General features: G+C 51.9%; 21 protein-coding genes. 7 read left to right on the forward strand and 14 right to left on the reverse strand.

Translation table 11 applies throughout. The features are described from left to right. Positions 1-7: 7 nt before the first annotated feature. From B157_RS0119415 to B157_RS0119455, 9 genes are all read right to left on the reverse strand, one after another. Positions 8-301 carry a rhodanese-like domain-containing protein gene (locus B157_RS0119415; protein ID WP_020604972.1) on the reverse strand — a complete coding sequence of 98 codons (294 nt, stop codon included), beginning with the start codon at positions 299-301 and terminating at the stop codon, positions 8-10. Between the two features lie 16 nt (positions 302-317). Next, positions 318-2,219 carry a T9SS type A sorting domain-containing protein gene (locus tag B157_RS0119420; protein ID WP_026308812.1) on the reverse strand — a complete coding sequence of 634 codons (1,902 nt, stop codon included), beginning with the start codon at positions 2,217-2,219 and terminating at the stop codon, positions 318-320. 29 nt (positions 2,220-2,248) lie between these two features. Beyond that, the gene (locus B157_RS0119425; protein ID WP_020604974.1) at positions 2,249-3,022 is read right to left on the reverse strand and encodes a PASTA domain-containing protein; all 774 of its coding nucleotides are present in this window, start codon (positions 3,020-3,022) and stop codon (positions 2,249-2,251) included. A gap of 70 nt (positions 3,023-3,092) precedes the next feature. Then, positions 3,093-3,686 (reverse strand): riboflavin synthase, encoded by a 594-nt coding sequence (locus B157_RS0119430; RefSeq protein WP_020604975.1) that lies wholly within the window; start codon positions 3,684-3,686, stop codon positions 3,093-3,095. A 99-nt stretch (positions 3,687-3,785) separates the two neighbouring features. Further along, on the reverse strand, positions 3,786-4,568 hold the full coding sequence (locus B157_RS0119435; protein ID WP_020604976.1) for a class I SAM-dependent DNA methyltransferase: 783 nt from the start codon (positions 4,566-4,568) through the stop codon (positions 3,786-3,788). A gap of 54 nt (positions 4,569-4,622) precedes the next feature. Beyond that, positions 4,623-6,926 (reverse strand): S9 family peptidase, encoded by a 2,304-nt coding sequence (locus B157_RS0119440; protein WP_020604977.1) that lies wholly within the window; start codon positions 6,924-6,926, stop codon positions 4,623-4,625. 230 nt (positions 6,927-7,156) lie between these two features. Further along, positions 7,157-8,059, reverse strand: coding sequence for a glycosyltransferase family 2 protein (locus B157_RS0119445; protein ID WP_020604978.1), 903 nt, complete (start codon positions 8,057-8,059; stop codon positions 7,157-7,159). Positions 8,060-8,071: 12 nt separating this feature from the next. Continuing rightward, complete coding sequence (locus B157_RS0119450) at positions 8,072-9,160, reverse strand: DegT/DnrJ/EryC1/StrS family aminotransferase (protein WP_020604979.1); 1,089 nt, start codon at positions 9,158-9,160, stop codon at positions 8,072-8,074. Then, a complete protein-coding gene (locus B157_RS0119455) occupies positions 9,157-9,564 on the reverse strand; it encodes a sugar 3,4-ketoisomerase (protein WP_020604980.1) in 408 nt (135 codons plus the stop codon). Before B157_RS0119455 ends, B157_RS0119450 begins: the two co-directional genes overlap by 4 nt. Positions 9,565-9,816: 252 nt before the next feature. On the opposite strand from B157_RS0119455, the gene B157_RS0119460 reads away from it, so the two are divergent. The 7 genes from B157_RS0119460 to B157_RS0119490 all read left to right on the forward strand — a co-directional run bounded on the left by B157_RS0119460 (position 9,817) and on the right by B157_RS0119490 (position 18,326). Next, entirely contained in the window at positions 9,817-10,461 is a 645-nt protein-coding gene (locus B157_RS0119460; protein WP_020604981.1) for a DUF1684 domain-containing protein, read from the forward strand. A gap of 110 nt (positions 10,462-10,571) precedes the next feature. Then, entirely contained in the window at positions 10,572-13,016 is a 2,445-nt protein-coding gene (gene pheT, locus B157_RS0119465; RefSeq protein ID WP_020604982.1) for a phenylalanine--tRNA ligase subunit beta, read from the forward strand. Positions 13,017-13,089: 73 nt separating this feature from the next. Then, entirely contained in the window at positions 13,090-13,428 is a 339-nt protein-coding gene (locus B157_RS0119470) for a hypothetical protein (protein WP_026308813.1), read from the forward strand. Between the two features lie 48 nt (positions 13,429-13,476). Beyond that, on the forward strand, positions 13,477-13,770 hold the full coding sequence (locus B157_RS0119475) for a cell division protein ZapA (RefSeq protein ID WP_020604984.1): 294 nt from the start codon (positions 13,477-13,479) through the stop codon (positions 13,768-13,770). 105 nt (positions 13,771-13,875) lie between these two features. Then, the gene (gene rny, locus B157_RS0119480) at positions 13,876-15,480 is read left to right on the forward strand and encodes a ribonuclease Y (protein ID WP_020604985.1); all 1,605 of its coding nucleotides are present in this window, start codon (positions 13,876-13,878) and stop codon (positions 15,478-15,480) included. Between the two features lie 100 nt (positions 15,481-15,580). Continuing rightward, positions 15,581-16,243 (forward strand): DUF4230 domain-containing protein, encoded by a 663-nt coding sequence (locus B157_RS0119485; protein WP_020604986.1) that lies wholly within the window; start codon positions 15,581-15,583, stop codon positions 16,241-16,243. Positions 16,244-16,301: 58 nt separating this feature from the next. Beyond that, the gene (locus tag B157_RS0119490) at positions 16,302-18,326 is read left to right on the forward strand and encodes a M1 family aminopeptidase (protein ID WP_020604987.1); all 2,025 of its coding nucleotides are present in this window, start codon (positions 16,302-16,304) and stop codon (positions 18,324-18,326) included. A gap of 10 nt (positions 18,327-18,336) precedes the next feature. Here the strand turns inward: B157_RS0119490 and B157_RS39065 are convergent, their stop codons facing one another. The 5 genes from B157_RS39065 to B157_RS0119510 form a co-directional block, all read right to left on the reverse strand. Then, positions 18,337-18,483 (reverse strand): hypothetical protein, encoded by a 147-nt coding sequence (locus tag B157_RS39065; RefSeq protein ID WP_169521761.1) that lies wholly within the window; start codon positions 18,481-18,483, stop codon positions 18,337-18,339. A gap of 5 nt (positions 18,484-18,488) precedes the next feature. Next, positions 18,489-20,564 (reverse strand): alpha-1,4-glucan--maltose-1-phosphate maltosyltransferase, encoded by a 2,076-nt coding sequence (locus B157_RS0119495; protein ID WP_020604988.1) that lies wholly within the window; start codon positions 20,562-20,564, stop codon positions 18,489-18,491. 158 nt (positions 20,565-20,722) lie between these two features. Continuing rightward, positions 20,723-22,231 carry a phosphatase PAP2 family protein gene (locus B157_RS0119500; RefSeq protein WP_020604989.1) on the reverse strand — a complete coding sequence of 503 codons (1,509 nt, stop codon included), beginning with the start codon at positions 22,229-22,231 and terminating at the stop codon, positions 20,723-20,725. Between the two features lie 17 nt (positions 22,232-22,248). Then, entirely contained in the window at positions 22,249-23,160 is a 912-nt protein-coding gene (locus B157_RS0119505) for a hypothetical protein (RefSeq protein WP_245565157.1), read from the reverse strand. 105 nt (positions 23,161-23,265) lie between these two features. After that, positions 23,266-24,495, reverse strand: a complete 1,230-nt coding sequence (locus B157_RS0119510) for a DUF3179 domain-containing (seleno)protein (protein WP_020604991.1) — start codon at positions 24,493-24,495, stop codon at positions 23,266-23,268. Positions 24,496-24,520 lie beyond the last annotated feature (25 nt).

The raw sequence follows: 24,520 nt of genomic DNA on the forward strand, positions 1-24,520 counted from the left end.
CAGCATTCTACTGCGCCCGGTAGGCCAGCATGCCGCCAATGACATTGCGGACGTTGGTAAAGCCGTTCTCTTCCAGAATTTGCTGTGCCCGGGCACTGCGGGCTCCCGACCGGCAATGAACAATCACTTCTTCATCCTCCATGCCTTCCAGTTCGTCCAGGCGATAGGGTAAATCGCCCAGCGGAATCAGGGTTGCGCCAATATTGTCGTCTTCGTATTCGTTGGGTTCACGAACGTCAAACAGGTTCAGGTCCTCACCCTTATCCAGTCTTTCTTTTAATTCCTGTACGGTAATATCCATGGTCGTTTCGGTTAGTTTAGTGTTGAATAATCAGTTTTTGCACCACAGCCCGCTGGTCGGCGAAGAGCCGGATCAGGTAGAAACCGTCGGGCAGGTAACTCAGGTCCAGCGATTGCTGGCCGCGAGCCGGTATGTGTGCCAAAAGGGTTTGTCCACTGCGGTTTATCACTTCCAGACGGGTTACTTTAGGGTTATCCCAGCGAATAACCCCCGTTGTTGGATTTGGATATGCTTGCAGCGGTACTAGTGGTTCTGGCTCATCTACGGCTGTGACAACCGCTCTTTTTGCGCCCATTACCGGCCTGAGCATAAAGGCCCCCGGCACCTGTAGGGAGGACGGTGAGCCGTTTGGACCGCGTTGCAGATTCTGCTCCCAGTTAGAGCCGCCATTGTAAAAAATATTGGCTCCAAACGGGCTGTTCTTGTCAAACCCTAACCGCAGAAAGGTGGTGTCGCTACTGCTGATTTGCTGGTAACCAACGTAGAAGGTGTCTTTCACGATGATGTTTCGGGTAAACGGGTACTCGATGAACCCATTTCGGGTAGTCGGATACTTCGTCTGAAACGATTGCTGGTAGAGGGCGGCTCCCGGTTTACCGTTGGTGTTGGTGTAAACCGTCATGACGAAGGATTGCCCCGTCTGGTCTTTAGAAAAGGGTACGATACAAAGCCGGACGCTGCCAATGGTATCCGGCTTATTCAAAATAAAGCGCACGGCAATCTGTTCCCGCTGCCGGATCTGCTGGGCATATTCCCACGATCCATCGTCGTAGGCGTAATAATTGTTGAGCGTTGCCACGGCGGCAATGGTGTCATTGCGGAGCAGCGTGAGGGGGTCGCGCTGGAAAATGGGGTTTTCGTTGTCGCTGGTTTTCAGCGCGACTTCGTAGCGTAACTGAAAGCTGGTATCCGCCGTAGCTGGTAGGCGGGGTGTCGGTTTAAAAGCCAGTTGTCTTGACCCCAAGGCAGCAATCTGGGTGAACAGCGTATCATATTGCAAAACCGTTGATGCGCCGTTGTAGACCCTGAACCCAATACTAGTCCGGTTGAAATTATTAAACAGGTTATTGATGTCGGTCGTGACCGAGTCTGCCAGCTCGGCCGTTCCCTTTATTTTAAACTGGGAAAGCGGCATCGCGGTGTAGCGCTTCAACAGGGGGCTAAGCTGTCGGCGTGTAGCCAGATCTTTGATGAACCGGTCGGTGGCTGACCGACCCTGATTGAGGTAAATGTAGTCGACATGCCAGGTATCAAACGGGCCGGAACGCCGACCAAAGGAGCGAAAGCGAAAAGCGAAATTGCCGTACAGATAGGCTGCATTCGTTACGGGAACGAACACCTGGTGAAATAGACTGTCGGCCTGACCACCTACCTGCGCCCATACTGTTTTCCAGATGCCCGAAGCATCCCGAAACTGCAATGTAAGGGAGTCGCCGGGCTGTAGCGTTGGGGGAACACCCGGTAATTTGGTCAGGGTATCGCCCGGGTCGGGCAGTTCGCCGAGGCCCTTCATCTGCCAGTAAAAACTAAGATAAACGCCATTGGTAGCAGACAGCCCCGCCAGGTTGATGGGTTTCGATTCCAGGGTGTCGGTATAGCCCTGGTCAAGCGGATTGTCCCGCACGTAGGGACGGCCGTTGGCCTGCAATCCATCAAACGTAGCCACATTTTGCGTAGGCTGATTGAGGGCCATGGTATTGTTGATGTACACTCCACTGCCCGCTTGCCAGAGCTTCGGGTCGGGACGTTCGGAACCTGATCGATACACCGATGCCGTGAAATCCTCGAAAAACGGTAGTTGCAGGGCTGTCTGTGCATCGGCCATCGATGCCCGTAGAATACCCAAAATCAGCACAATGCCGCACAATAGTTGTCGGATTGGTACAATAATCGGCTGATTTAGTGATGAAATTCTCATTGGGGCGGTTGGTGCCGGAGATAGGTTAATCAGTTTGGGTCGATGGGGCCTACAATCCATAAATCCATTGTTTCGCCCACACGAATGCGTTCGCCGGACCGGGCTGCGGGTCGTTGTTTTACAACGGTGCCGACTTCTTTTTCCGGGTCTTCCACTGAAATTTTCGTGCCAACTTTCAGATTAGACCCCCGGATGGCGGCTTCTGCCTCATCGAAGGGTAATCCTACAACGTCCGGGATAGCGAACATGGTACTTCCCAGGCCATCGCCCACTTCCAGGTCAATTTGTGCGCCTTTCGGTACGGGTGTTCCGGGACTTATTTCCTTGCCATTGTACAGTTGCCGCAGCACCGCGTTTTTAGCGATGTCGGGTACGTAGATGGGTTCGCCGACAACCAGGTCCATTGATTTGAGGTTCAACTGGGCGCTGCGAAGCGTCAGGCTGACCAGGTTCGGCATCTGTACCATAGGCGCTACCCGCTTGGTAATGGTCAGGTATATTTTACGTCCCTCTTTCACCTTTGCGTTAGCTCTGGGGTATTGCTGGATAACGGTCAGCGGCTGGGCACCAGACACATAAGTGCAATCGCTGACCTCGTAGCGCAGGTTCCGGTCGTCCAGCAGATTCCGCATTTCATCCAGACTCTGGCGAGTCACGTCGGGCACTGTAATGGTTTGTCCATGATTCGTGGTGAAAGGCAGGTAGAGGAAGAAAAATGCCAGAAACAGGGCGGCTATCAGAGCCAGTATAATGCCAATATGAATCAGCAGGTCAGGAAAAGAGCGGGTGCTGATTTTTGTCATTTGAGCGTAGTGGCGGTTAGTGACATGGGTGTGCTTATGTCACAAAAGTAGTATAATCCTAAACACCTTCTCATTGGTAACTTCCAAGCATTTTTTTTATGTACTTCCCAACTATGTCGAACTCCAGATTGACCGTGTCCCCAACCCGTAAATCACCAAACGTTGTGTGGTCGTAGGTGTAGGGAATGATCGTTACCCGGAACTGGTCGGGCTGTGAATTGAAAACGGTTAAACTCACTCCATTGATACAAATCGACCCTTTTTCGACCGTCACATTGCCGGCTGCATCAGCTTCGTACTGAAAATCGAACAGCCAGCTACCATCCATGTCCTGAACGTTAATGCAGGTACCCGTCTGGTCGACATGCCCCTGTACGATGTGCCCATCGAAGCGACCATTGGCAGGCATACAACGCTCCAGGTTTACGCGGTCGCCGGGTTTAATCTGGCCCAGATTGGTTTTTTTGAGGGTTTCGTCTACCGCCGTTACGGTGTAGCTGCCATCGGCAACGCTGGTAACCGTCAGGCAAATGCCGTTGTGGCTGACGCTCTGGTCAATTTTTAATTCGGATGCCAGTGTAGACTCGATGCGAAAAATAAGGTTGGTGCCGTCTGCTTCGATGGTCGATACCCGGCCGGTTGTCTCAATAATACCTGTGAACATGGAATTCGAACGTAGTTGTAAAAGTAATAAGTAGTGTTAGTCGTAACGGGGCTGCCCGTGCGATGAGTTGAATCAACGTTTTGTTAACGCGTCAGCTATTTATGACTTTTTCGACTTATGACTTTTTTTTAACACCATCAACAAGGAACTGCCGAAGGGGGTTCGGGCGAATAGGTTTTGTTCGGTATGGGCTACCTGGTAAAGTGTTTCATTGAGCCAGGTACTGGGTAAATATACATCGGACCGGGCATTTTCGGCAGTTTGCCAGCCGAGTGCCAACCCAAGTCGCTGCCATTGCCGCATCAGTAAAATCAGGGGCGACAGCAGGAAACTCCAGTAGGTGGACTGACTAATTCGCAATCCGGCGGCAGGCATCAACGGGGTAAAATCGGCCAGAACAAAACGACGGAGAATACCGACGGCGATGTCGTGTTGCCCCCGGAAGATGCTGAATGCGTTGTTGTTGGTAATGAGTATGCCATCTGGTTTTAGTCGATTGGCCAGCGCAGCCAGTAGCGGAGGGAGTTCTGACTCAGTAAAATAGCAGAATATATCGTTACAAAGGACAGCGTCGTACCGAACTTCCGGCTCAAAATGAGCCAGGTGTTTTAAATCGACCTTCGTGACTGAGAGGCTGCGTTCGTGGCAAAACGTCACCGCATCGTCTGACCCATCAATCCCTTTTATGTCTGTGTAGCCCTGCTTCCGCAGAAAATCCAGCATGCCACCCGTGCCGCAGCCGGCATCCAGCACACGAATGTCCCGGCGATTGCCAAACTGTTGAGCTAATATTGTTTGAACGCGCTCATGTAGACTGCGATACCACCACAACCGGCCTTCCAGTTCAAACATTTTCGCGTATTCTTCCGAGCGGCCAATCATTCTTGCTGGTAATGGAGATGGGTAGTCAATGCAGTTCGTTGCTCAATACCATGACTACTTGCCCGTATTGGCCGGGGCTGTGTCAATGGCCAAACTATTCCAGGCGGGTGGGTCAACATTCAAAAGATGCTTCACGAAAAAGTCCCGGCGTTTGTGTTCGCCATATTCGCCCCCCGACGTGTGGCTCAGTCCGGGCAATACCACTAGGTCGAAGTCTTTATTGGCTTTGATGAGCGCATCGGCTACCTGCATCGTAGAGGCTGGGTCGACATTGTCGTCTACTTCGCCCACCATGAGCAGCAGATTGCCCTGTAGCTTGTGGGCATTCACCACGTTGGAACACTCGGCATACTGTGGCCCGATGGGATAACCCATCCACTGCTCATTCCACCATATTTTATCCATCCGGTTATCGTGGCAACCACAGGAAGACACCGCAACTTTGTAGAATTCCGGGTGGAACAGCAAAGCCCCGGCCGAACTCTGCCCACCCGCTGACGTGCCGTAAATGCCCACCCGGCTAAGGTCCATGAATGGATACTTCCTGGCGGCTGCCTGCATCCACAAGATTCGGTCGGGGAAGCCCGCATCCTTCAGGTTCTTCCAGCATACATCCTGAAACGCCTTCGACCGGTTCGAGGTGCCCATGCCGTCCAGCTGCACCACAATGAAGCCCAGTTCGGCCAGTTCGTGCATCGAGCGATTGGCCGTCATGAATGATTTTGGGGTGAAGGACCCATGCGGCCCGGCGTAGATGTTTTCGATGACCGGGTACTTTTTGGTCGGGTCAAAATTCGTTGGGCGAACGATGATACCCCAGATGTCGGTTTTGCCGTCGCGCCCCTTCGCCGTGAACACGTCGGGTGTTTGCCAGCCTGCTTTCTGCCATTCCGAGATGTCGGCGGTTTCCAGAGTCATCAGGACGGAGCCGTCGGTGGCACTGCGCAGTACCGTTATAGGAGGCATGTCTACCCGCGAGTAGGAATCAACAAAATACTGGTAGTTGGGCGAGAACGTAGCCACGTGGTTGGCATCTTCGGTGGTAAGGGCTGTGAGATTGGTGCCATCGAAGTTGACGCGGTAATAGTGCACGAAGTAGGGGTCCTGACCGGGCGTTTTTCCACTGGCGGCAAATACGACGGTGCGCTTGCCCTCATCCACTACGACCACATTGCGCACGACCCAGTAGCCTTTGGTAATTTGCGCTTTGATCGCCCCCGTCCGGGTATCGTAGAGGTACAGGTGATTCCAGCCGTCGCGTTCCGATGCCCAAATCATTTCTTTGCCATCACGCAAATCGTAGCGGTAGCGTTTTCCGCTGTAGTCGATGAACGTTTTGCTTTGCTCCTCGACCAGCGGCCGTACAAGCCCGGTGGCCGCACTGACTTCCAGCACCCGATAAACCTGATGCCCGCGCTGGTTGTATTCAAAGGTGAAGGCACGGCTGTCTTTGCGCCACTCCATCCGCGACAGACTGAACTGCTCACGAAACAGCGCATCATCAACCGGAAGCTGCTTCCCCTCATTTACCAGAAAAAGCTGAGGGCGTCGTATCAGCAGCGCATCGCCCGGTTTTGGGTATTCGCGGTTTTCGAGTTTCGGTTGAAGCTGATCGTCGGGCGAAGAGCGGACAAAGTAGATCAGGTGTTTGGTATTCGGCCTGATTTTATTCGTAACGATCTTTTTCGAATCGGGCGACCAGAGAATGGTACTAGCGTAATAGTCGCCTTCCGACCCATCGAAACTCAACTGCCGCTCCTGCTTCGTTTTTTCGGAACGAACGTAGAGGTTATAATTTTTGATATAAGCCGTCTGGCTGCTGTCGGGTGACGAAACTGGTTTGTCGCTCAGTTCACCGTTACTGGCTCCCCAATAGCGCCGGTCGGTTGGTTCGGTCCGAAACGGTCCTTTTTTGCTGAAAGCTACCGTACCGCTGGTATCGTTCCCCGGTCCATATTGCCAGGTGAACCCTTCGGCTACAAACTCAACGGACTTATCCTCTTTCCCAAATGTCAGCGTAGTGAATGGCAGATTGTAGGGCGTAATCTTCCTGCCGGTAGCCTGCGTCAGTTTCTGCGCCAGCTGCTCATGATTGAAGGCCAGTTGCCGGGTTTTCTGTTTTGGATCGACCACCACAAATTCTTTGCCCCGCGCCGTTTGGATGGTATACCAGCAACGGGTACCATTTTTTGTCCAGTTCACCTGTTGAGGGGCATTGTATACCTTGTCCTTCAGTTTCGTTTTCAGGGCTTCTGACCGTTGATAGTCAGCCAGACGCCCCTGCGCCATTACGCTATCCGATATGGTTAGTAAAGAGCTGATTAATAGTATGTGCCGGTAGTTTTTTGACAGTGTCATAGACAGAAGTTATTGAAAGAAATGGACGAGACTGTTTAAACTTTTCAATTTAACCGCAAAGAACGCTAAAGCAGATGCGCAAAGGTCTCAAAGAAATTCAGTCAGTCACTTATTGTTCTTTGTGGATTTGTCTTAGCGTTCTCTGCGGTTAAGCCCAAGCACCCTGGAACTATAAAAAAAAATAAGTTTAAACAGGTTCGATAACGGATGCGACGTTTCCTAAAAGCTACTTATTTTTCTACGTAGGGGGGCAACCCACTATAGGCCATAAATAGCTTGCCGAGGTATTCGCCCAGTATACCCAGAAAAAGCAGGATCAATCCTGTACTTATGTCAATGGCCCAGAGGACGAGGGCTACTCCCGTTGGAACGTATGCACCAGTTAACGTTCCGATTAGGAGTAATAGTCCGGATAGCAGGCCCAGGCCCAGAAGCAATGCCCCCAGCACAGTAAATACGCGAATGGGCCAGAGAGAATACCCGATAAAGACGTTCAGAAACAGGGATACAAGCTTCCGGAACGTGTAAGTCGAGCGACCGTCGGTGCGGGAGTTATGCGGCACGTCTACACTGCCAACGTTGCGGGTTACCCGAAAAATCAGGCCGTCGATGTAGGGGTACGGTCCCCGGTATCGGATGATTTCGTTGATCACTTCCCGCCGGATTACTTTAAAACTGGACAGATACAGGTCGCGGGGTTTATCCAGCGAATAGGTTGTTAATGTGTTGACCAGCCAACTGCCCAGATTCCGAAACCAGTGGTGCTGCTTTTGGGCGTATCGGCTATACACCACGTCAAACTGACCCGCTTCCGCTTTATCAACGAGCGTACTGATGGCTTCGGGTGGGTTCTGGAAGTCATCGTCGATAATAACTACGTACTGGCCGGTGGTGTGGTTCAACCCACAGAGCACGGCGTTGAATTCGCCAAAATTTCGGCGTAGTGATACAAACCGAACGGTACTGTAGCGGGTGGCTAACTGCTGGCAAACGGATTCTGAACGGTCTTTACTGCCATCATTGACCAGCACAATTTCAATTGTTTGTTCGGCCAGACAGACCTGTAATTGCTCCACCAACGGGCCAATCGTTCGTTCGCTGTTGTAGACCGGGATAACAATAGATAGTCGCATGGACGGAGTACGTCAGATGAATTTGTTAATCACGTCAACAATATACGCAACCTCGTCATCGGTCAGAATAGGGTTGAGCGGTAAGCTCATTACTTCCCCGTGTAGTGTGTCGGCAATTGGAAAGAACAACTGAGCTAACTCTGGATACGCTCTTTGACGATAGGGTGGAGTGGGGTAGTGAATATCCGAGCCGATACCCCGGTTGTGCAGGTAAGTTCGTAACGCATCGCGCCGGGGATGCCTGATGACGAACAAATGCCAGACATCCCGGTCAATCTGGTCGGCGGGGGGCAGGGCGACGGCTGGATTCTTCAGTCTGGTCAGATAGTACCGGGCTATTTCCCGTCGGCGGTTGTTTTCCTGGTCGAGGAAGGGGAGTTTTGCCGAGAGGATAGCCGCCTGTAGTTCGTCAAGACGGCTGTTATGGCCCCGGTAGTCATTCACGTATTTCTGCGATGAACCGTAATTTCGTAATGCCCGTAGCCGCGTGGCGAGTGTCTCGTCATTGGTGGTGATAGCGCCCGCATCGCCCAGGGCTCCCAGGTTTTTACTGGGATAGAAACTCCAGGCAGCCGCATCGCCCAGATTACCGGCCCTGCCTGATGAGTACAGTGCCCCGTGTGCCTGAGCCGCATCTTCCAGCACCTTCAGGTTGTACCGTTGCGCTATACGGTTGATTGAGCCCATCTCACAGCAGCGTCCGTACAGATGAACGGCCATAATGGCTTTGGTACGTTCGGTGATAGCCGCTTCGATACGGTTCGGGTCAATAAGATACGTTTGCGGATCAGGTTCAACCAGAACGGGATTCAGGCCCGCGTGGGTAATACTCAGTACCGAAGCGATATAGGCGTTGGAAGCCACAATGACGTCGCTGCCGGCCGGGAAATTCCAGGCTTTTAATACCAGAGTCAGTGCATCCAGCCCATTGGCAACACCGATGCCGTAGCCTGACTGGCAGTACTGAGCAAACTGATGTTCAAAAGCGTCGACCTCGCCCCCCAGAATGTACCAGCCCGATTGAATAACGCGCTCAATAGCCTGTTGAATAGCCACCTGATGTGGTTCATTAATGCGCTTCAGATCCAGAAATGGAATCATTCTGAAATAGCCATAGATGCTATGTCGAACTGCCGACTATTGGGATAGGGAACGTAGATGTAATCGTCTTTGTCATACAACTCATTCGAAACAACCAGTAAGATAGCATCGTCGGAGAATTCATCCATCACGTGCCAGTCTTCAGGTTGAAGAACCAGGCACTGCCGGGGAGTAGTTAGCTGAACTATGGTTTCTTCCTGCCCATTATGGCTATACACCCGGCAGCTACCCGTCAGGCAAACGAGTGCGTTCCATGCCCGGTGGTGACGGTGCCCGGCCCGAACGGAGTTGCCCGCTTCGTAGATGTAAAATACCCGCTGGATGGTACCGGGAATGATTCCTTCAAAAACGGTTAGGTTTCCGTTATCCGATGTTACCGTTTTTAGTTCGTAAAGTTGTGCCATTGGCCAAAAGTTACTGGTGAAGCTGGGTCGTGATTCGAGCCTTTAAAAGTATTAAAAACTGGTTAAAATGTAAAGAAGGGAATTTGTTATCAGTGTATATAAATGCATATACAAGTCCTTACGAGCGTAACCGATGTGAAAGTTACGAGGAAACAGGCTACTTTGTTCTATCTGTTCATGCGATGATGGATGATTTGACTTTTACTTTGTCGTTGGCGTTCATTGTTTGCCAATCAAAAACTAACTGTAGGAATGATAAAAAATAAATTTTTCCTAACCGGTCTCTTCCTGGTTATCCTGGTCGTACTATACTATTCTTTCTTCGACAGCAGCACTGCCACGTCTGTCGGCGGGTTGACAGGCGTGGTTAATCCCGAAACGTACCGACAACAGATGGAGGAGGAGCGGACAAAAAAAGACCAGTTCTTTCGCAGCGATGCCGAATCACCCCTTGTCGACAAAAAAAGGTTTACCCGTCTGTCCTACTTTGCGCCCGACCCTGCCTATCGGGTGGTTGCCCGGCTCGAACCTTTTGCCGATAAAACCCAGAAGCTTGTTGTGAGGATGAGCGATGGCAAAGAAGAAGTGTATGACAAGTTTGCCCACGCCGTGTTTCGTTTACAGGACGAGACCTGCCGACTGCTCATCGTAAAACTCGACAATACCTACTCCATTCTGTTTCGTGATGCCACGTCGGGCAAGACAACCTACGGCGGAGGGCGGTATCTTGAACTGGATGAAGCCGCGCTGACCGATAATCAGGCTATACTTGATTTTAATACGGCTTATAATCCCTATTGCGCGTATAATCCGGGTTATTCCTGCCCATTGCCTCCTGCCGAAAATTCCCTGCCTGTTGCAGTACGAGCCGGAGAGAAATATAGTCCGCACGAATAGAAAAATAGGCGGTGAATCGCTTTTTTGCAGTCAATTCATGGAAGGTGCCCATAGTCAATCAAGCAATTGGCTAACTTTGTGGTCCTTATTTGTATCTGTATTGCCCCCATATGGAAGTTTCGTATAACTGGTTGCAAGCGTTCATTGAGTTGACAGAATCTCCCGAAGAGGTTGGTAAACTGCTAACGTCAACGGGCCTTGAAGTAGAAGGAATTGAAAAAATTGACGCCGTACCCGGTGGTCTGGAGGGTATCGTACTCGGCGAAGTACTCACCTGCGAACGGCACCCGGATGCGGATAAACTACGCCTGACCACGGTTGATGTAGGGGCCGGCCAACCGCTGTCTATCGTATGTGGAGCCCCTAACGTAGCGGCCGGTCAACGAGTGGTGGTTGCTCTGGTGGGGGCTACGCTGCACCCCAGTTCTGGAGCATCCTTCCAGATTAAAAAAGCCAAAATTCGTGGGGCTGTCTCAGAAGGGATGATCTGTGCGGAGGACGAAATTGGTCTGGGGACCTCGCACGCCGGGATTATGGTGCTTGATCCGAACGGTCCGGCGTCCCAACTACCCAACGGAACCCCGGCCGCCCGGTATTTTAACTTGGAAGCGGACTACCAGATTGCCATTGGCCTTACCCCCAACCGGATTGATGCGGCTTCCCATTTCGGAACGGCCCGCGATTTGAAAGCAGTGCTGAATCGCCCGTTGACCCTTCCATCGGTAGACTCGTTTGCTGTCCATGATACCAGCCTTACACTCGACGTACGGGTGGAGGATACGGATGCCTGCCCACGTTACACGGGGGTGACCATCCGTGGCCTGACCGTGGGTGAATCCCCCGACTGGTTGAAAAGGCGGTTGCTAAGTATCGGTCTGAACCCAATCAATAACATTGTCGATATAACGAATTTCGTTTGTTATGATCTCGGTCAGCCGCTACACGCGTTCGACGCTGATAAAATTGCGGGCCGCCAGATTATCATCAAAACCCTGCCTGAAGGTACGCCCTTTGTAACGCTGGATGGCGTAGAGCGCAAACTGACGGCTACCGACCTCATGATTTGTGATGCCGAGAAGCCCATGTGTATCGCAGGCGTGTTTGGTGGTCAGTATTCAGGCGTATCGGCACAAACGACCAGCATTTTTCTGGAATCTGCTTATTTCTCGCCTACCTCCGTCCGTAAAACGGCGCAGTATCACGGCCTGAAAACGGATGCGTCGTTCCGGTTTGAGCGGGGCACCGATCCCAATATGCCGGTGTTTGCCCTAAAACGCGCGGCCCTGCTGATTCAGGAGGTAGCCGGTGGAACGGTAAGTTCGGAGATAACGGATCTGTATCCGAACCCGATTGGGCCGTTTCGGGTGCCCGTCCGTTATCGGAACATCGACCGGCTGATTGGGATTGCCATTGATCATGCTGAAATCCACCGCATTCTGGAAGCACTGGATATTCAGGCCGACGAACGAAACGCGGATGGGTTCGTAGCTATCGTGCCGCCTTACCGCGTGGACGTGACCCGTGAGGCTGATGTCATTGAAGAAATTCTGCGAATCTACGGGCTGGACAACGTGCCGTTATCCAAAAACCTGTCCGCCGATTCGCTCTCCGGATTTCCTAAAACTGACCCCGACCAATGGAAAAGTCGGGTGGCTCAGTTGCTGGCGGCTAATGGCTTTTACGAGATCGTTACCCTGTCATTAACCCGACCGGCTTATCATGATGCCATCCGGTCGTCGCTGCCGGGTGCCGATGTAACCTTGCTCAATCCACTAAGCGACGACTTATCGGTGATGCGGCAAACGATGTTGTTTTCAGCACTCGAAACGCTGGTGTACAACCTGAACCGTCGGCAGAAGGACTTGAAGGTGTTTGAATTAGGTAAGGTGTACAGTCAGGTAAAGGGGGAGGATGGTACTACCAAGTACCATGAGCAAAGCCGGTTGAGTATAGCCCTCATGGGTAATAAGTATCCTGAAAGCTGGCTGCACAAAAACCAGCCGGTTGCGTATCACGATCTGGCTTCGGCTGTGCAACTCGTCCTGAATCTGTTCCGTGTTAAAGCGTTTGAAACGCAACCCGCAGATCCAGCGCTGTTCCAGTATGGCCTAACCTACCTGGTGAACAAAAAGCCTTTAGTGAGTCTGGGCCTGGTTCAGCCTAAGCTGGCGAAGCTGGTGGATCTAAAACAGCCGGTTTTTTACGCTGACTTCGACTGGCAGGCTCTGCTTAAGCTGAGTACTACCAAAGCGCGTTACGAGGAAGTAGTACGCTTTCCGGACGTACGGCGCGATTTGTCACTCGTCCTCGATAAGGGAGTTACTTTCGAGCAAATCAGTCGGCTGGCCCGGCAGACGGAGCGGAAGCTATTACGGTCTGTCAATGTCTTCGATGTGTATGAAGGAGAGAAGCTCGGTGATGGTAAAAAATCCTACTCGGTCAGCTTCGTGTTACAGGATCCGACCCAAACCCTTACCGACACGACCATCGATAAAACGATGCAACGGCTCATGGCCGCTTTTGAACAGGAACTGGGTGCCGTAATCAGAAAATAATGAGCGAATGAATGGCTGGGTAACCCGTGCCGGGTACTCAGCCATTCATTCGCTCGCTCACTCATTAAAAGCTGTGGCTAGCGAACATCAAATTCTCGTATTAGTTGAACGACTGGATGATAAGATTCGGGTTCTGAGGGAGTTATATGCCGGAGCGAAAGACCAGATAAAGCAACTGGAGCGGGAAAAAGATGCGTTGCAGAGTAGCCTGAAAGCGCAGCAGGAGCGGGTCATCGAACTGCAGAAAAAAACCGACAAACCAGAAAAAAACACATCAAATTCAAAAGATAGTAGTATAATTGTAAAAGACAACTTGTCTGTTACAGATACGAATGCTGAATTAAAACACCAACTCGACGAGTATATCCGGGAATTGGAACGGTGTATTGCTCATTTGAGTAGTTTGTCATAAAACCATATTAACTCTGGGGTTCAGGCCCTTACCGAGCCGACTGCCGCAATGGAAGAGCTGCCAATTCGCGTAAACGTAAAAATTGCGGACCGGCCCTACAGGTTATCTGTAGATCCGGAATCGGAGACCGTTGTGCGCGAAGCCGCGAAGATAATTCAGGATGAACTGATTAGATATCGGGAACTGGGGCATACAGATACACAGGAGGCCCTGGCTATGATAGCCTTCGACAGCCTGGTCCAGCGGATTAGAGGAGAACGAAAAATGCAGCGATTTCAACAAACGGTATTTGACAAAATAACTCAATTGGATCATGTCGTTACGCCGGCCATTTCAACATAAATAAACGGCGGACATCCAGTTCGTACAAGTGCGGGTTTGTGTTCAGGACAGCCGTATCGCAGCAGGTTGATTAATTAATTTTTCAACCACTAACGATATAGTCCAATGGACATTTGGTTAACGATTCTTGCTGCCTTTGTAGGGGGTGGTATAGGCATATTGATTGGCCGCCAAACGATGGCGGGTATACGTGCAAAGCACGAAAAAGAGGCAGAAGAACAGGCCGCAACAATTATCAAGAATGCGGAATTGCAGGCGGAGAACATCAAGAAAGACCGGATGCTGGAAGCTAAGGAAAAGTACCTGAAGCTAAAGGCAGAGTTTGAAGAAACAACCGGTCAGAAACGAAATTTACTCCTTCAGAACGAGAACAAACTCAAGCAGCGCGAACAGCAACTAGGCCAGCAAGCCGATCAGCAGCGTACAAAGGAACAGGAGCTGAATCAGCAGCGGAACGAATTAGGACAGCAGAAAAATAGCCTTACCCAACAGGTAGATGCCCTCAACCGACGTAAGGAAGACGTAGACCGCCGGCAACAGGAAGCTGATACTATGCTGGCTGACCAGGTAGCTCAACTGGAGAAAATTGCCGGTCTATCTGCCGACGAAGCCCGTGACCAGCTCATTGAAAACCTGCGGGCAGAGGCAGAAACACGGGCCAGTTCATACATCAAAAACATTGTTGAAGAAGCAAAACTGACGGCTACTAAAGAGGCAAAGAAGGTCGTTATCGAAACCATTCAACGCACGGCTACCGAGCACGCTATCGAAAACTGCGTGTCCGTTTTTAACATCGAATCCGACGACGTTAAGGGAAAAGTGATTGGCCGCGAAGGCCGTAACATCCGTGCCCTCGAAGCCGCCACCGGCGTCGAAATTATCGTGGACGACACCCCCGAAGCCATCATTATTTCCGGGTTTGATCCGGTACGACGCGAAATTGCCCGACTGTCGTTGCACCGGCTGGTACAGGATGGCCGTATTCACCCCGCCCGCATTGAGGAGATTGTGGCCAAAACCCGAAAGAACATCGAGGACGAAATCGTGGAGATTGGCGAGCGAACCGTCATTGACCTGGGTATTCACGGCCTGCACCCCGAACTGATCAAGATGGTAGGTCGGATGCGCTTCCGGTCCAGCTATGGCCAGAATCTGCTTCAGCACTCCCGCGAGGTGGCCAAACTCTGCGCTACCATGGCTGCTGAACTGGGGCTGAACGCCAAGCTGGCCAAACGCGCCGGTCTACTCCACGACATCGGTAAAGTGTGGCCCGAAGAGGCCGAACTACCCCACGCCATTCTGGGTATGGAGCTGGCGAAAAAGTACAAAGAGAATCCGGAAGTTATCAACGCCATCGGCGCTCACCACGACGAAATTGAGATGACCAGCATGATCTCGCCCATTGTACAGGTGTGTGATGCCGTATCCGGCTCACGACCTGGTGCCCGGCGTGAGATGATGGAATCGTACATCAAGCGACTGAAAGAACTGGAAGAACTGGCTGGGAACTTCCCCGGTGTAACCAAGTGCTACGCCATTCAGGCGGGTCGCGAACTCCGTATCATGGTGGATGCGGACCACGTTTCCGACGAACGGGCGGGCGTGTTATCCTACGAAATCTCCCAGAAAATAGAGAAAGAAATGCAGTATCCCGGTCAGATTAAAGTGACTGTTATCCGGGAGATGAGAGCGGTGGCGTACGCCAAGTAAGTAAGCTGGTAATGGATAATGAATAATGGACAATGAATGAGGGGCCCTGGAGCCCGGTTCATAATCCATTATTCATTATCCATTTTACATTATCTCAATTATGGACTTTTTAACCACCGTTTTACTGCTGCTCGTTGGTGCGGGCGGGGGACTGGCCTTCGCCAACGTATTACGCAAACGCGCGGGTGAAACCGGGATTCAGCGGGATTCGGTGGTGCTGTTGGAACGTATCGAGAAGGTGTTCAAAGTGGTGATGGCTGAAGGATACTTCTCAGAGATATACAACTACCAGGACCAGAAAAAAATCCTGTATGTACTGAATGACCCGAAGAAAGCGATGGTCATTGCCAAGTCGAAAGTATTGGTGGGGTTCGACTTTGCCAAAGTCCGGTTTCGTGCTCCTGACAATGGCGAGAAAAAGCTTATTATCGAAGCGTTTCCTGAGCCGGAAATTTTGTCGATTGATACCGATTATCAGTTCTATGACATACAGGCGGGATTTCTGAATTACTTTAACAGCGAGGATTATACCCAAATTCTGGACGATGCCAAGCGGGCTATGAACGAGCGGGCCATGCAGAGCGATTTGCCTAAAATCGCCAACAACCAGATTCAGTACATGATGTATCAGTTGGCCAGTTCAATGGGCTGGAGCCTGCAACTTCCCGAAGCCGACCAGAAAAAACTGGAAGCTATCAAAGCAAAGGCCGAGGACAGTACGCAGGAATCCCCGTTATTGAACGTAGGTCGGCAAAAAGAGTAATGACCGTTTAATTAACTTATTATCACCTTACCAATTGAGTCAGCAAGAGGCTATCTGTATGAAATCGTTATACGTATTGTTCCTGCTTTTTACGTCCTCACTGGCCAATGCCCAGCTTATAAGTGAAGGGATACAGGCCTGCCAGATGGGGAAAATGCGCGCGGCTGAACGATTGGCAACCAATCCCAGGGCGCGGCTGGCCTATCCTGGCGATGCATCTATCGACGTTACGTATTACGGCCTCGACCTGCGCCTGACAACGACTCCTAACAACCTGCGGGGGGCGGCTACCATTACGCTGAAAAGCACGGTAACCAGCCTAAACTCTTTTTTTCTGGATTTGAGTACGGCTAGTTCGGCCACTGAAGGAATACGGGTCGACTCCGTGAAGGTAGGTACGCAGAAAGTTACCTTCCAGCACGCCCTGAACAAACTGACTATAACGCCACCGCAGCCGGTAGCCAATGGGCAGGCATTGACCCTGACGGTCTATTATCAGGGCGTTCCCAGTTACGAACAGGAAAGCTTTAAGTTTGATAAACATGAGAACACCGCCGACCCGGTCATCTGGAGTTTGAGCGAACCCTACGGTGCTTCAAACTGGTTTCCGTGCCGCGATACGCCCGCCGACAAAGCGGATTCGTCGTCGGTACGGATTACGGCTCCGGCGCAGTTCATATCCGTTTCTAACGGAAAACTCATCAGTACAACGACCAACACCGACGGTACCAAAACCTATTTCTGGAAAAACAGCTATCCCATTGCTCAGTACTTGATTTCGATTGCTGTTTCCAACTACGCCCAACTGGAAACTCCTTTTGCCTACGGAAGCCAGACGTTGCCCATTACGCACTACATCTATCCCGAAGACCTGCCAACCGTTCAGGCCAGCCTGGCTACTACGCCTGCCATTATGCAATTATTTACGAACCGGTTTGGTCCTTATCCGTTTTTACGGGAAAAATACGGACATGCCCAGTTTCCCCGGAACAATGGAGGAATGGAGCACCAGACGATATCGTCCATGGGTGTTTCTGCCCTGACGCCAGCGGTCATTGCGCATGAACTGGCGCACCAGTGGTTCGGTGATAAAATTACCTGTCGCGACTGGCAGAATATCTGGCTCAACGAAGGCTTTGCATCCTACGGAGAGGCTGTCTACGCCGAATTGGTTGGCGGTCAGATGGGATATCAGACCTACATGGCTAATTTCATGAATGGTGCCCGGCTGGCACGGGGTAGTATTTACGTGCAGAATATCAGCGGTCAGCAAACATTAAGCGACGTCTACAACATCTTTGATCCCAACCGAAGCTACTCAAAAGGAGCTACGGTACTTCACATGTTGCGGGGTGTGGTAGGGGATAGCACGTTCTATAAAACGTTACGGACCTACGCGGCTACTCCCGCACTTGCCTACAGTACGGCCGTGACGGAAGATTTTCAGGCCGTGGCTCAGCAGGTATCCGGACCATCCAGTCCGGGCAAAAATCTGGACTACTTTTTCAGGCAGTGGATTTACGGCGAAGGTTTCCCCAGCTACACCGCTACCATTACTGGGGGGGGGACTTCGGCTACAGTGCGGCTACAGCAAACGAATGCGCTTTCCGCCAGCCCGGCTTCATTTACCATGCCTGTGCAGATGCGGGTGTTGTCGACGGCGGGGGATACCACCATTACCGTCTTTAATGATCAGCCCGACCAGACATTTACGCTGTCAGTACGCGGAACAATCACTAATGTAGTGGTTGACCCGAATAACTGGATTTTAAAAAACCTGAAAACGACATCTACCCTAACAACCATAACGGATGTGGCAGAACCTGCTTTAACCGGTTTGCGCGTTTATCCAAACCCCACCGCCGAAACACTAACCGTTGATTTTACCCTGACAGCATCCGGTCCAGTTGCGTTAGCACTGACAAACCTGTCGGGTCAGGCCCTGGGTCAGTTGGCCGAACCGAATCTGCCATCCGGCAACTACAGTCGGGTGTTTAACCTGCGGGGCGTTTCGGCGGGGCGTTACACCATCACCGTGCAGACCAGTGCCGGAGCAGAGAGCCGGGTTGTGGTAGTGCCCTGATCTGATGACTTCAGTACTTTCTTATGGCTGCTTTGCCACCCTTCTGAGTAATAAAGCGGGTAACCAGTCGATTAATCATAATCGACTGGTTACCCGCTTTATTACCTACTTTCGTCGGATGTGCCCTCCCGTGGGCTTCAACCCGAATGGTGTACACACCGGTTACAACTCAATTCGGAAGAGGTGCATGGGGAGTACATACGGGTCCAGTTCAACGTAATTCCGTTCACCCTGCCAGGTATAGTACGCTTCGGTGAGCAGATCATGAACCGTATAGGGCTGATCGGGGCCAATACCCAGCTGCCAGATAGGTACCTGAACGATGCCAGCCCGACGGTTATAGGCGTCAGTGTTGATAATGATAAGCAGGCGATTGGAGCCGGACGTTTTCAGATAGGCCATGATGGCATCGTCATTGACCTGACAGAACGTAATATTATTGGTTGTTTGGAGAGCCGCGTTTTCGTGCCTGATCCGGTTGACAAGCTCAATCAGGTACGTTAGCTTATTTGTTTTATCCCATTCCCAAAGCCGGATTTCGTATTTCTCGGAGTTTAGATACTCCTCCTTGTTCGGAAAAGGAACGTGCTCCATTAACTCGAATGAGGGACCGTAAATGCCGTAGTTGCTGGATAGCGTAGCCGCCAGCAGAAACCTGATAATGAACTGCGGCTCGTGCCCACCCTGCAAACTATACGGGTTGATGTCGTGGGTAGTGGGCCAGAAATTAGGGCGGAAATAGTAGGCCATCGCGTCCGGACGGCCACCGGTCTGGGTCAGTTCCGTCATGTACTCTTCCAGTTCATACTTGTTGTTGCGCCAGGTGTAGTAGGTATAGGAATGAGCAAATCCGCGTTTGGCCAGTTCCTGCATCACTTTCGGTTTGGTAAAGGCTTCGGCTAGGAAAAGCATATCCGGGAACTCGTTCTTTACCTGGGCAATCAACCACTCCCAGAATACAAATGGCTTGGTGTGCGGATTATCGACCCGGATGATGCGAACACCCCAGGAAGCCCAAACCAGCATGACGCGTTTGAGTTCTTCCCACAGGTTTTGCCAGTCTTCCGTTTCAAAATAAACCGGGTAGATATCCTGGTATTTTTTTGGTGGATTTTCGGCGTATTGAATGGTACCATCGGGCCGCTTTTTGAACCACTCGGGATGGTCTTTAGCCCAGGGGTGATCGGGTGAGCACTGAATAGCCAGGTCCATCGCTATCTCCATGCCGTAATTACCAGCAATAGCAATCAGGTGTTTGAAATCATCGACCGTACCCAGTTCGGGATGAATGGCATCATGACCACCCAGTTCTGAGCCGATACCGTACGGAACCCCTGGTTCGCCGGGCTGACAAATGACCGAGTTGTTTTTTCCTTTCCGGAAAGCCGTGCCAATGGGATGGATAGGGGGTAGGTACAGCACATCGAACCCCATTTTTGAGATGCGTGGCAGCAGTGCTTCCACATCCCTGAAGGTGCCGTGGGCGGGTGCGCCCCCAGTTTCTTCCTTCCGTGATGCAGAACGGGGGAACAGGCAATACCAGGTGCTGAATCCAGCCCGTGCCCGGTCCACTTCTACCGCCAGTTCGTGTCGGTACCGGGCGGGGTTCTGCCGTTCGGGATACCGATTGGCGTAAAAGGTAAACTGATCGCTTTCTGCAGTGGATACTGCTTCATTGTACAGGTCTTCATCCGTCAGGGCCGCGCCATTCCGAAAGAGGGCGGCCATCTCGCGTAATGCTCTTACATCAGGTGACTCCTCAAAAGTCTCTTTTTTCTTTTTCCCTTTTCCTTTGGTAGCTGCTAGTTTTATACCAGCCCGTAAAAACATGCCATCCAGGTAATGTGCGCCGGCCTGGAGTTCACTGGTAACGCGCTGACCGTCGGCTACTTTAAGATGGATTTCGTGCTGCCACGAAGCCGGATGATTTACCCAGGCTTCTATCGTGTATAGGTATCGCCCCTGTTTTTCAACGATAAACGAGGCACCCCAGCGGTCGTTGACCAGTAACGCCATTGTCATTTCGGACCAGTCGGCATCGTCGATGTGTTTGTACATGAGCCTGGCAGACAGGTAATCGTGACCATCGGCAAAGATGTCGGCTTCGACGGCTATTACATCGCCGGGAATGGCTTTTATGGGAAACTGTCCTCCGTCGAGTTCGGGCGACACTCGTTCGATAGTTACGCGGACCTGGCCCGGAATAGAGGAAAGGATGAGGTTTTCTTGATGATTCATGCCGTCATTGTTTACTTATTAAATCGGGATTAGTAGGACAATGTTACAAAAAAGCCGGATTATCGAATCCGGCTTCCTGTTTACTTTTCGTTAAATTACGATGTGTAACAGGCGTTTATGCTGTGTTTTAGTCGATAATTGCTAAATCTGGATCCGCATTACTTAACCCCGTCGGCTTTGGCTCCCGTAACGGCTAATTGTCCAATAAGGGTACCCCAGGTTGCTCCGGCCTCATTGTCGAACCGGTACTGCGTTCCACTGTACAGGCCTGACAGACTGGCCTCAGTGGCCTGAGCACTCAGGCGGGTCGCTTCATCCGGAAACAGGTAGGCCAGCACTGTAGCGGCTGCTGTTGACACGGCGGCACGGTCTGCTACGTAACTCGGCGTGTTCAGCATGGTGGTGGCCGTTTTTATAGCCGGGTCAAGTTGGGCAGGGCGTGGTACAAAATAGGTGTATTGGGCGCGCCAGGTGGCCGTTGTGGCGTCCTGCATGGCCCGATTCAGCAGGGCGTAGGTTCGAGCCGTTCGTAGCTCATTCTGCCCCCCCTGCCGGATGAGGTCTTCGGCCAGAAAATTCCACAACCCCGACAGCAAGTACGTATTGGGGCCGTTTTCCCAGTAACTGGCGATTCGCCATTGCTCGCGGGTGCGGCTGTCGGATAACGCTCTTACTTCGCTCAGGGCTTTCTGGAATGCTGCTGATGTAGTGGCGGGTGGAGCCGTCGGTAAAGCCCGAAAAATAGCGGCCGAATCGTACCAGGTTTTTACGTTGCCCGCCAGGGGTAGGATGGGGGGGCGTTCGGGAATTTCGAGACTTTTCCACGTCTGGTTGTAAGGCGCTTTCACGAGGGCTGCCTGCCAGGTGTTAGCTGGGTCGGTACTGGCCGTAAACCGGTCATTTCTGGCTCGTTCAACGAGTTTGGGAGCAAGCGCGATGGCGATGTCTTCCCCCGCTTTGATATCGCTCGGCACGCTGGCCCCGGCCCACAATCTACTTTTTTTGTGCTCCGTGGCTTTGGCTTTGAGCCAGTTCACTTCGTTGGGGAAGAGATAAGCCAGCATCTGGCACGAAGCCTCTGCAATGGCCGCATCCTCCGACGGGTAAGAGGGTACATCGAGTATGGGTACTCTGGCGACCACGCCCTGTCTCTCCAGCGACGGACGATTATACTGGTACTTCGCCCGCCAGGCTACCACCAGCGCATCATATTGCGCTACGCTCAGCAGTGCATAAATCCGGGCCGCGTAGGGTGGTCCGGCGTAGGGATTAGCCGCGTCGGCGGGGGAAACCTGACCCGTTGCATAATCATAACCGGGAGGTACATTATACTTAGCGACCAACTGCCGGGCAATCTGATTCCAGCGCACTACGCCCCCCACGGCCCAGTAATTAACGGCTGTATTCTGTTCGGGTGTCGATGCCAGGATTCCATTCTTTATGGCCGTCAGTTCTGTTTTGTACGTGTCCGACGTAATGGGTAGCGGTTGCGGAACAGCAATGTCGGCTGCTGATTTCAGTACAATGGTGCGCCAGTTTCCGCCATCAGCATCGACCGATGAAGGAACGTTGAACGGCAGAATACCTTCATCAATAGTCGGTTCCGTACAGCCAGCCAGCCAAATAAGTAAACTGCTTAGTAGTATGGGCGTTAAAATCGTTTTCATTTTGTACCAATAAAGTTTTACAGGCCGAGCACCAGCCCGCCATTAACGCGTGTCGATTTGCCGGTATTGCGGCCACTGAGAATAGTACTGGCAGTGGCCGTTATGCCTACTTTACCAAATAGCTTTAACCAGGCAGTAGTACCCACCCGCGTAAAACCAACCCCATTGGTTGGAAATGGAATGCCGGGTCCGATGTTGGTGCCTTCCGTCCTGGGCGTTTGTTGCTGGCCCCAAACGTCAAGGCTTGCCCGTTTGGTGACGAGTCCCGTGCGGACAATCAGTTCAGTTACATCCGGGACGTTGACTTTCATACCGCTGTTCGGATTAAGCTGACTGGGGTCGTAGTTATTAACGACATGGTCCAGCGTGACCTGACCGCGCCGGATGTAGCCGTACTGCCCCGTTATAAAGAAAGGTCCCGCCTTATAATGCAGCATGGTGCGGCCATCCAGATTCTTCGAGCCATAGCCAAGTCTGACCATGGCATCACTTACGTACTCCTGCATCGGCATGGAGTACCCGGCGGCAAACAACCAGGAGAGCCGGGTTTTCCCCAGCTTGTAGTCGAACGCTTCCCAACGCAGCGTACCCGAAACGTCCTGCAACCCCTCCTGCTTCGGGAAGTAGCCTGCACTGGCCTCCGTCCGAATGTACGGAGCCGATATAATCAGGTCGAGGTCGTAGCCCAGTCCATAGGTACCCACAACGGTAAGCGCCTGGGTGGTAACAGTGCCGAGGTTCGGGTTTTTCGTTTCTGTCGTGTTAATGTAGTAGGTATTGTAGGTTTCCTGCGAGGCCATAATTGCGAGACTGGCTTTACGCTGGCCTTTCATAAAGCCATCCAGAATACCCGGAGCCAGGCCCTGGGCATGTGTCTGGTGGGCAAAAGTGAACAAAAGCGCAACAGTAAAATAGATAAGTAGTCGCATAAAGTCAGCGGAGGTTACGCAAAAATAGCCTTTCCCCTTCAGCATCCGGCACAGAACCACGTTTTCCGTGTGAGTGGTCAGCAAAAGAACCGGGTATCGGTTCGGTTACTGATTTTCGTCGTGCCTGGTATCAGGATGAAAACTCCGCCACGAATGCCAGAATTCCTGGTATGCTTTCGGCATAGGATTGAGCCGCCGACCCGCCAGGACTCCGGATATACACTGCCCCCGCCATGACCAGACCGATTTAGTTTCCTGATCGGTGAGTTGCCGGTTGGCATATTGAAAATTGAGCGTTTGTATACCTACTCTCCTGCTCCATGCCCCAAACGACACACTGTCGGGAGCCATGGTCAGCAATAGGGGTTCCCCACCGACTACATCATTCAGTATACGTTTTTTCTCCAGGATATTCCAGTCGTAGGCTTTGGCGAAGCCCGCTCGTTCGACGCCGATAACCCATGATTTAGGATGCCACGACGCCGAATCGCGCCGGGTGAGTTCCCCTTTCGACAGCCCCTTTTCGTAGTTTTTCATGCCCTCAAATTCGTCGGCAAAGGCAGAGTCGGCCTGTAATACACGCGTGTTGGGATGTTCTGCGGACCATTCACCCAGGGTCATCTGTCGGCCTGTCAGTTCAGACAGACTTTGCCCTTTTAACGGCCCGACGATTGCCTCCCCCGTAGCCTGCCGCCACCAGGAACCCGTACGTTTGTCTTCGAACATGGCATTGAAATGGTCCATGCCCACCAGACGGAATTCATCCGCCTGCCCCCGCACGAACGGGCTGAACACACGGCCTGTACGACAAACGGTACAGTAAGTTATCATTACGGGCTGGCCACCCACGGTGTCACGCACCTGGTGATGATAGCCAATCAGCTGCAGAGGGTAGGCAGTAGCCTGCCCCCCGGATTCAAATCCCACCACCAGTTTATTGAGCGGAATTTTGTTCTGGCCCATCGGGACTACCCGTTTCCGGATTGGCTGGAGAAACATATGGTCGGCCATCATTACCATGTTTACTTCGTACAGCACACCCCCATAAACCAGCAACAAAGCTCCGGCCAGATACCGGTGCCATATCCGCCTTGGTTGGGTAACAACCATAAACAGCGGACAGACCAGCAAAAGCCCCCCCACTACCCGCATCCAGCCAATATTTTTGTGCAGCCAGTAAGCCAGTTCAACACGGCCCCGTGCATCGGGCCCTGATTCAGCTTCACCAAGACCAATCTGACTGCCAGGAAAGGGCATGATGAAATAAACGCTCATCACCTCAATGGCAATTAGCAGCAGAATGAGCAGCGAAAAGAATAGAAAAGAACGCTTCATTGAAAAATGAATCAATTTGCTCCCG

This window comes from Spirosoma spitsbergense DSM 19989, assembly GCF_000374085.1.
Classification (GTDB): Bacteria; Bacteroidota; Bacteroidia; order Cytophagales; family Spirosomataceae; genus Spirosoma; species Spirosoma spitsbergense.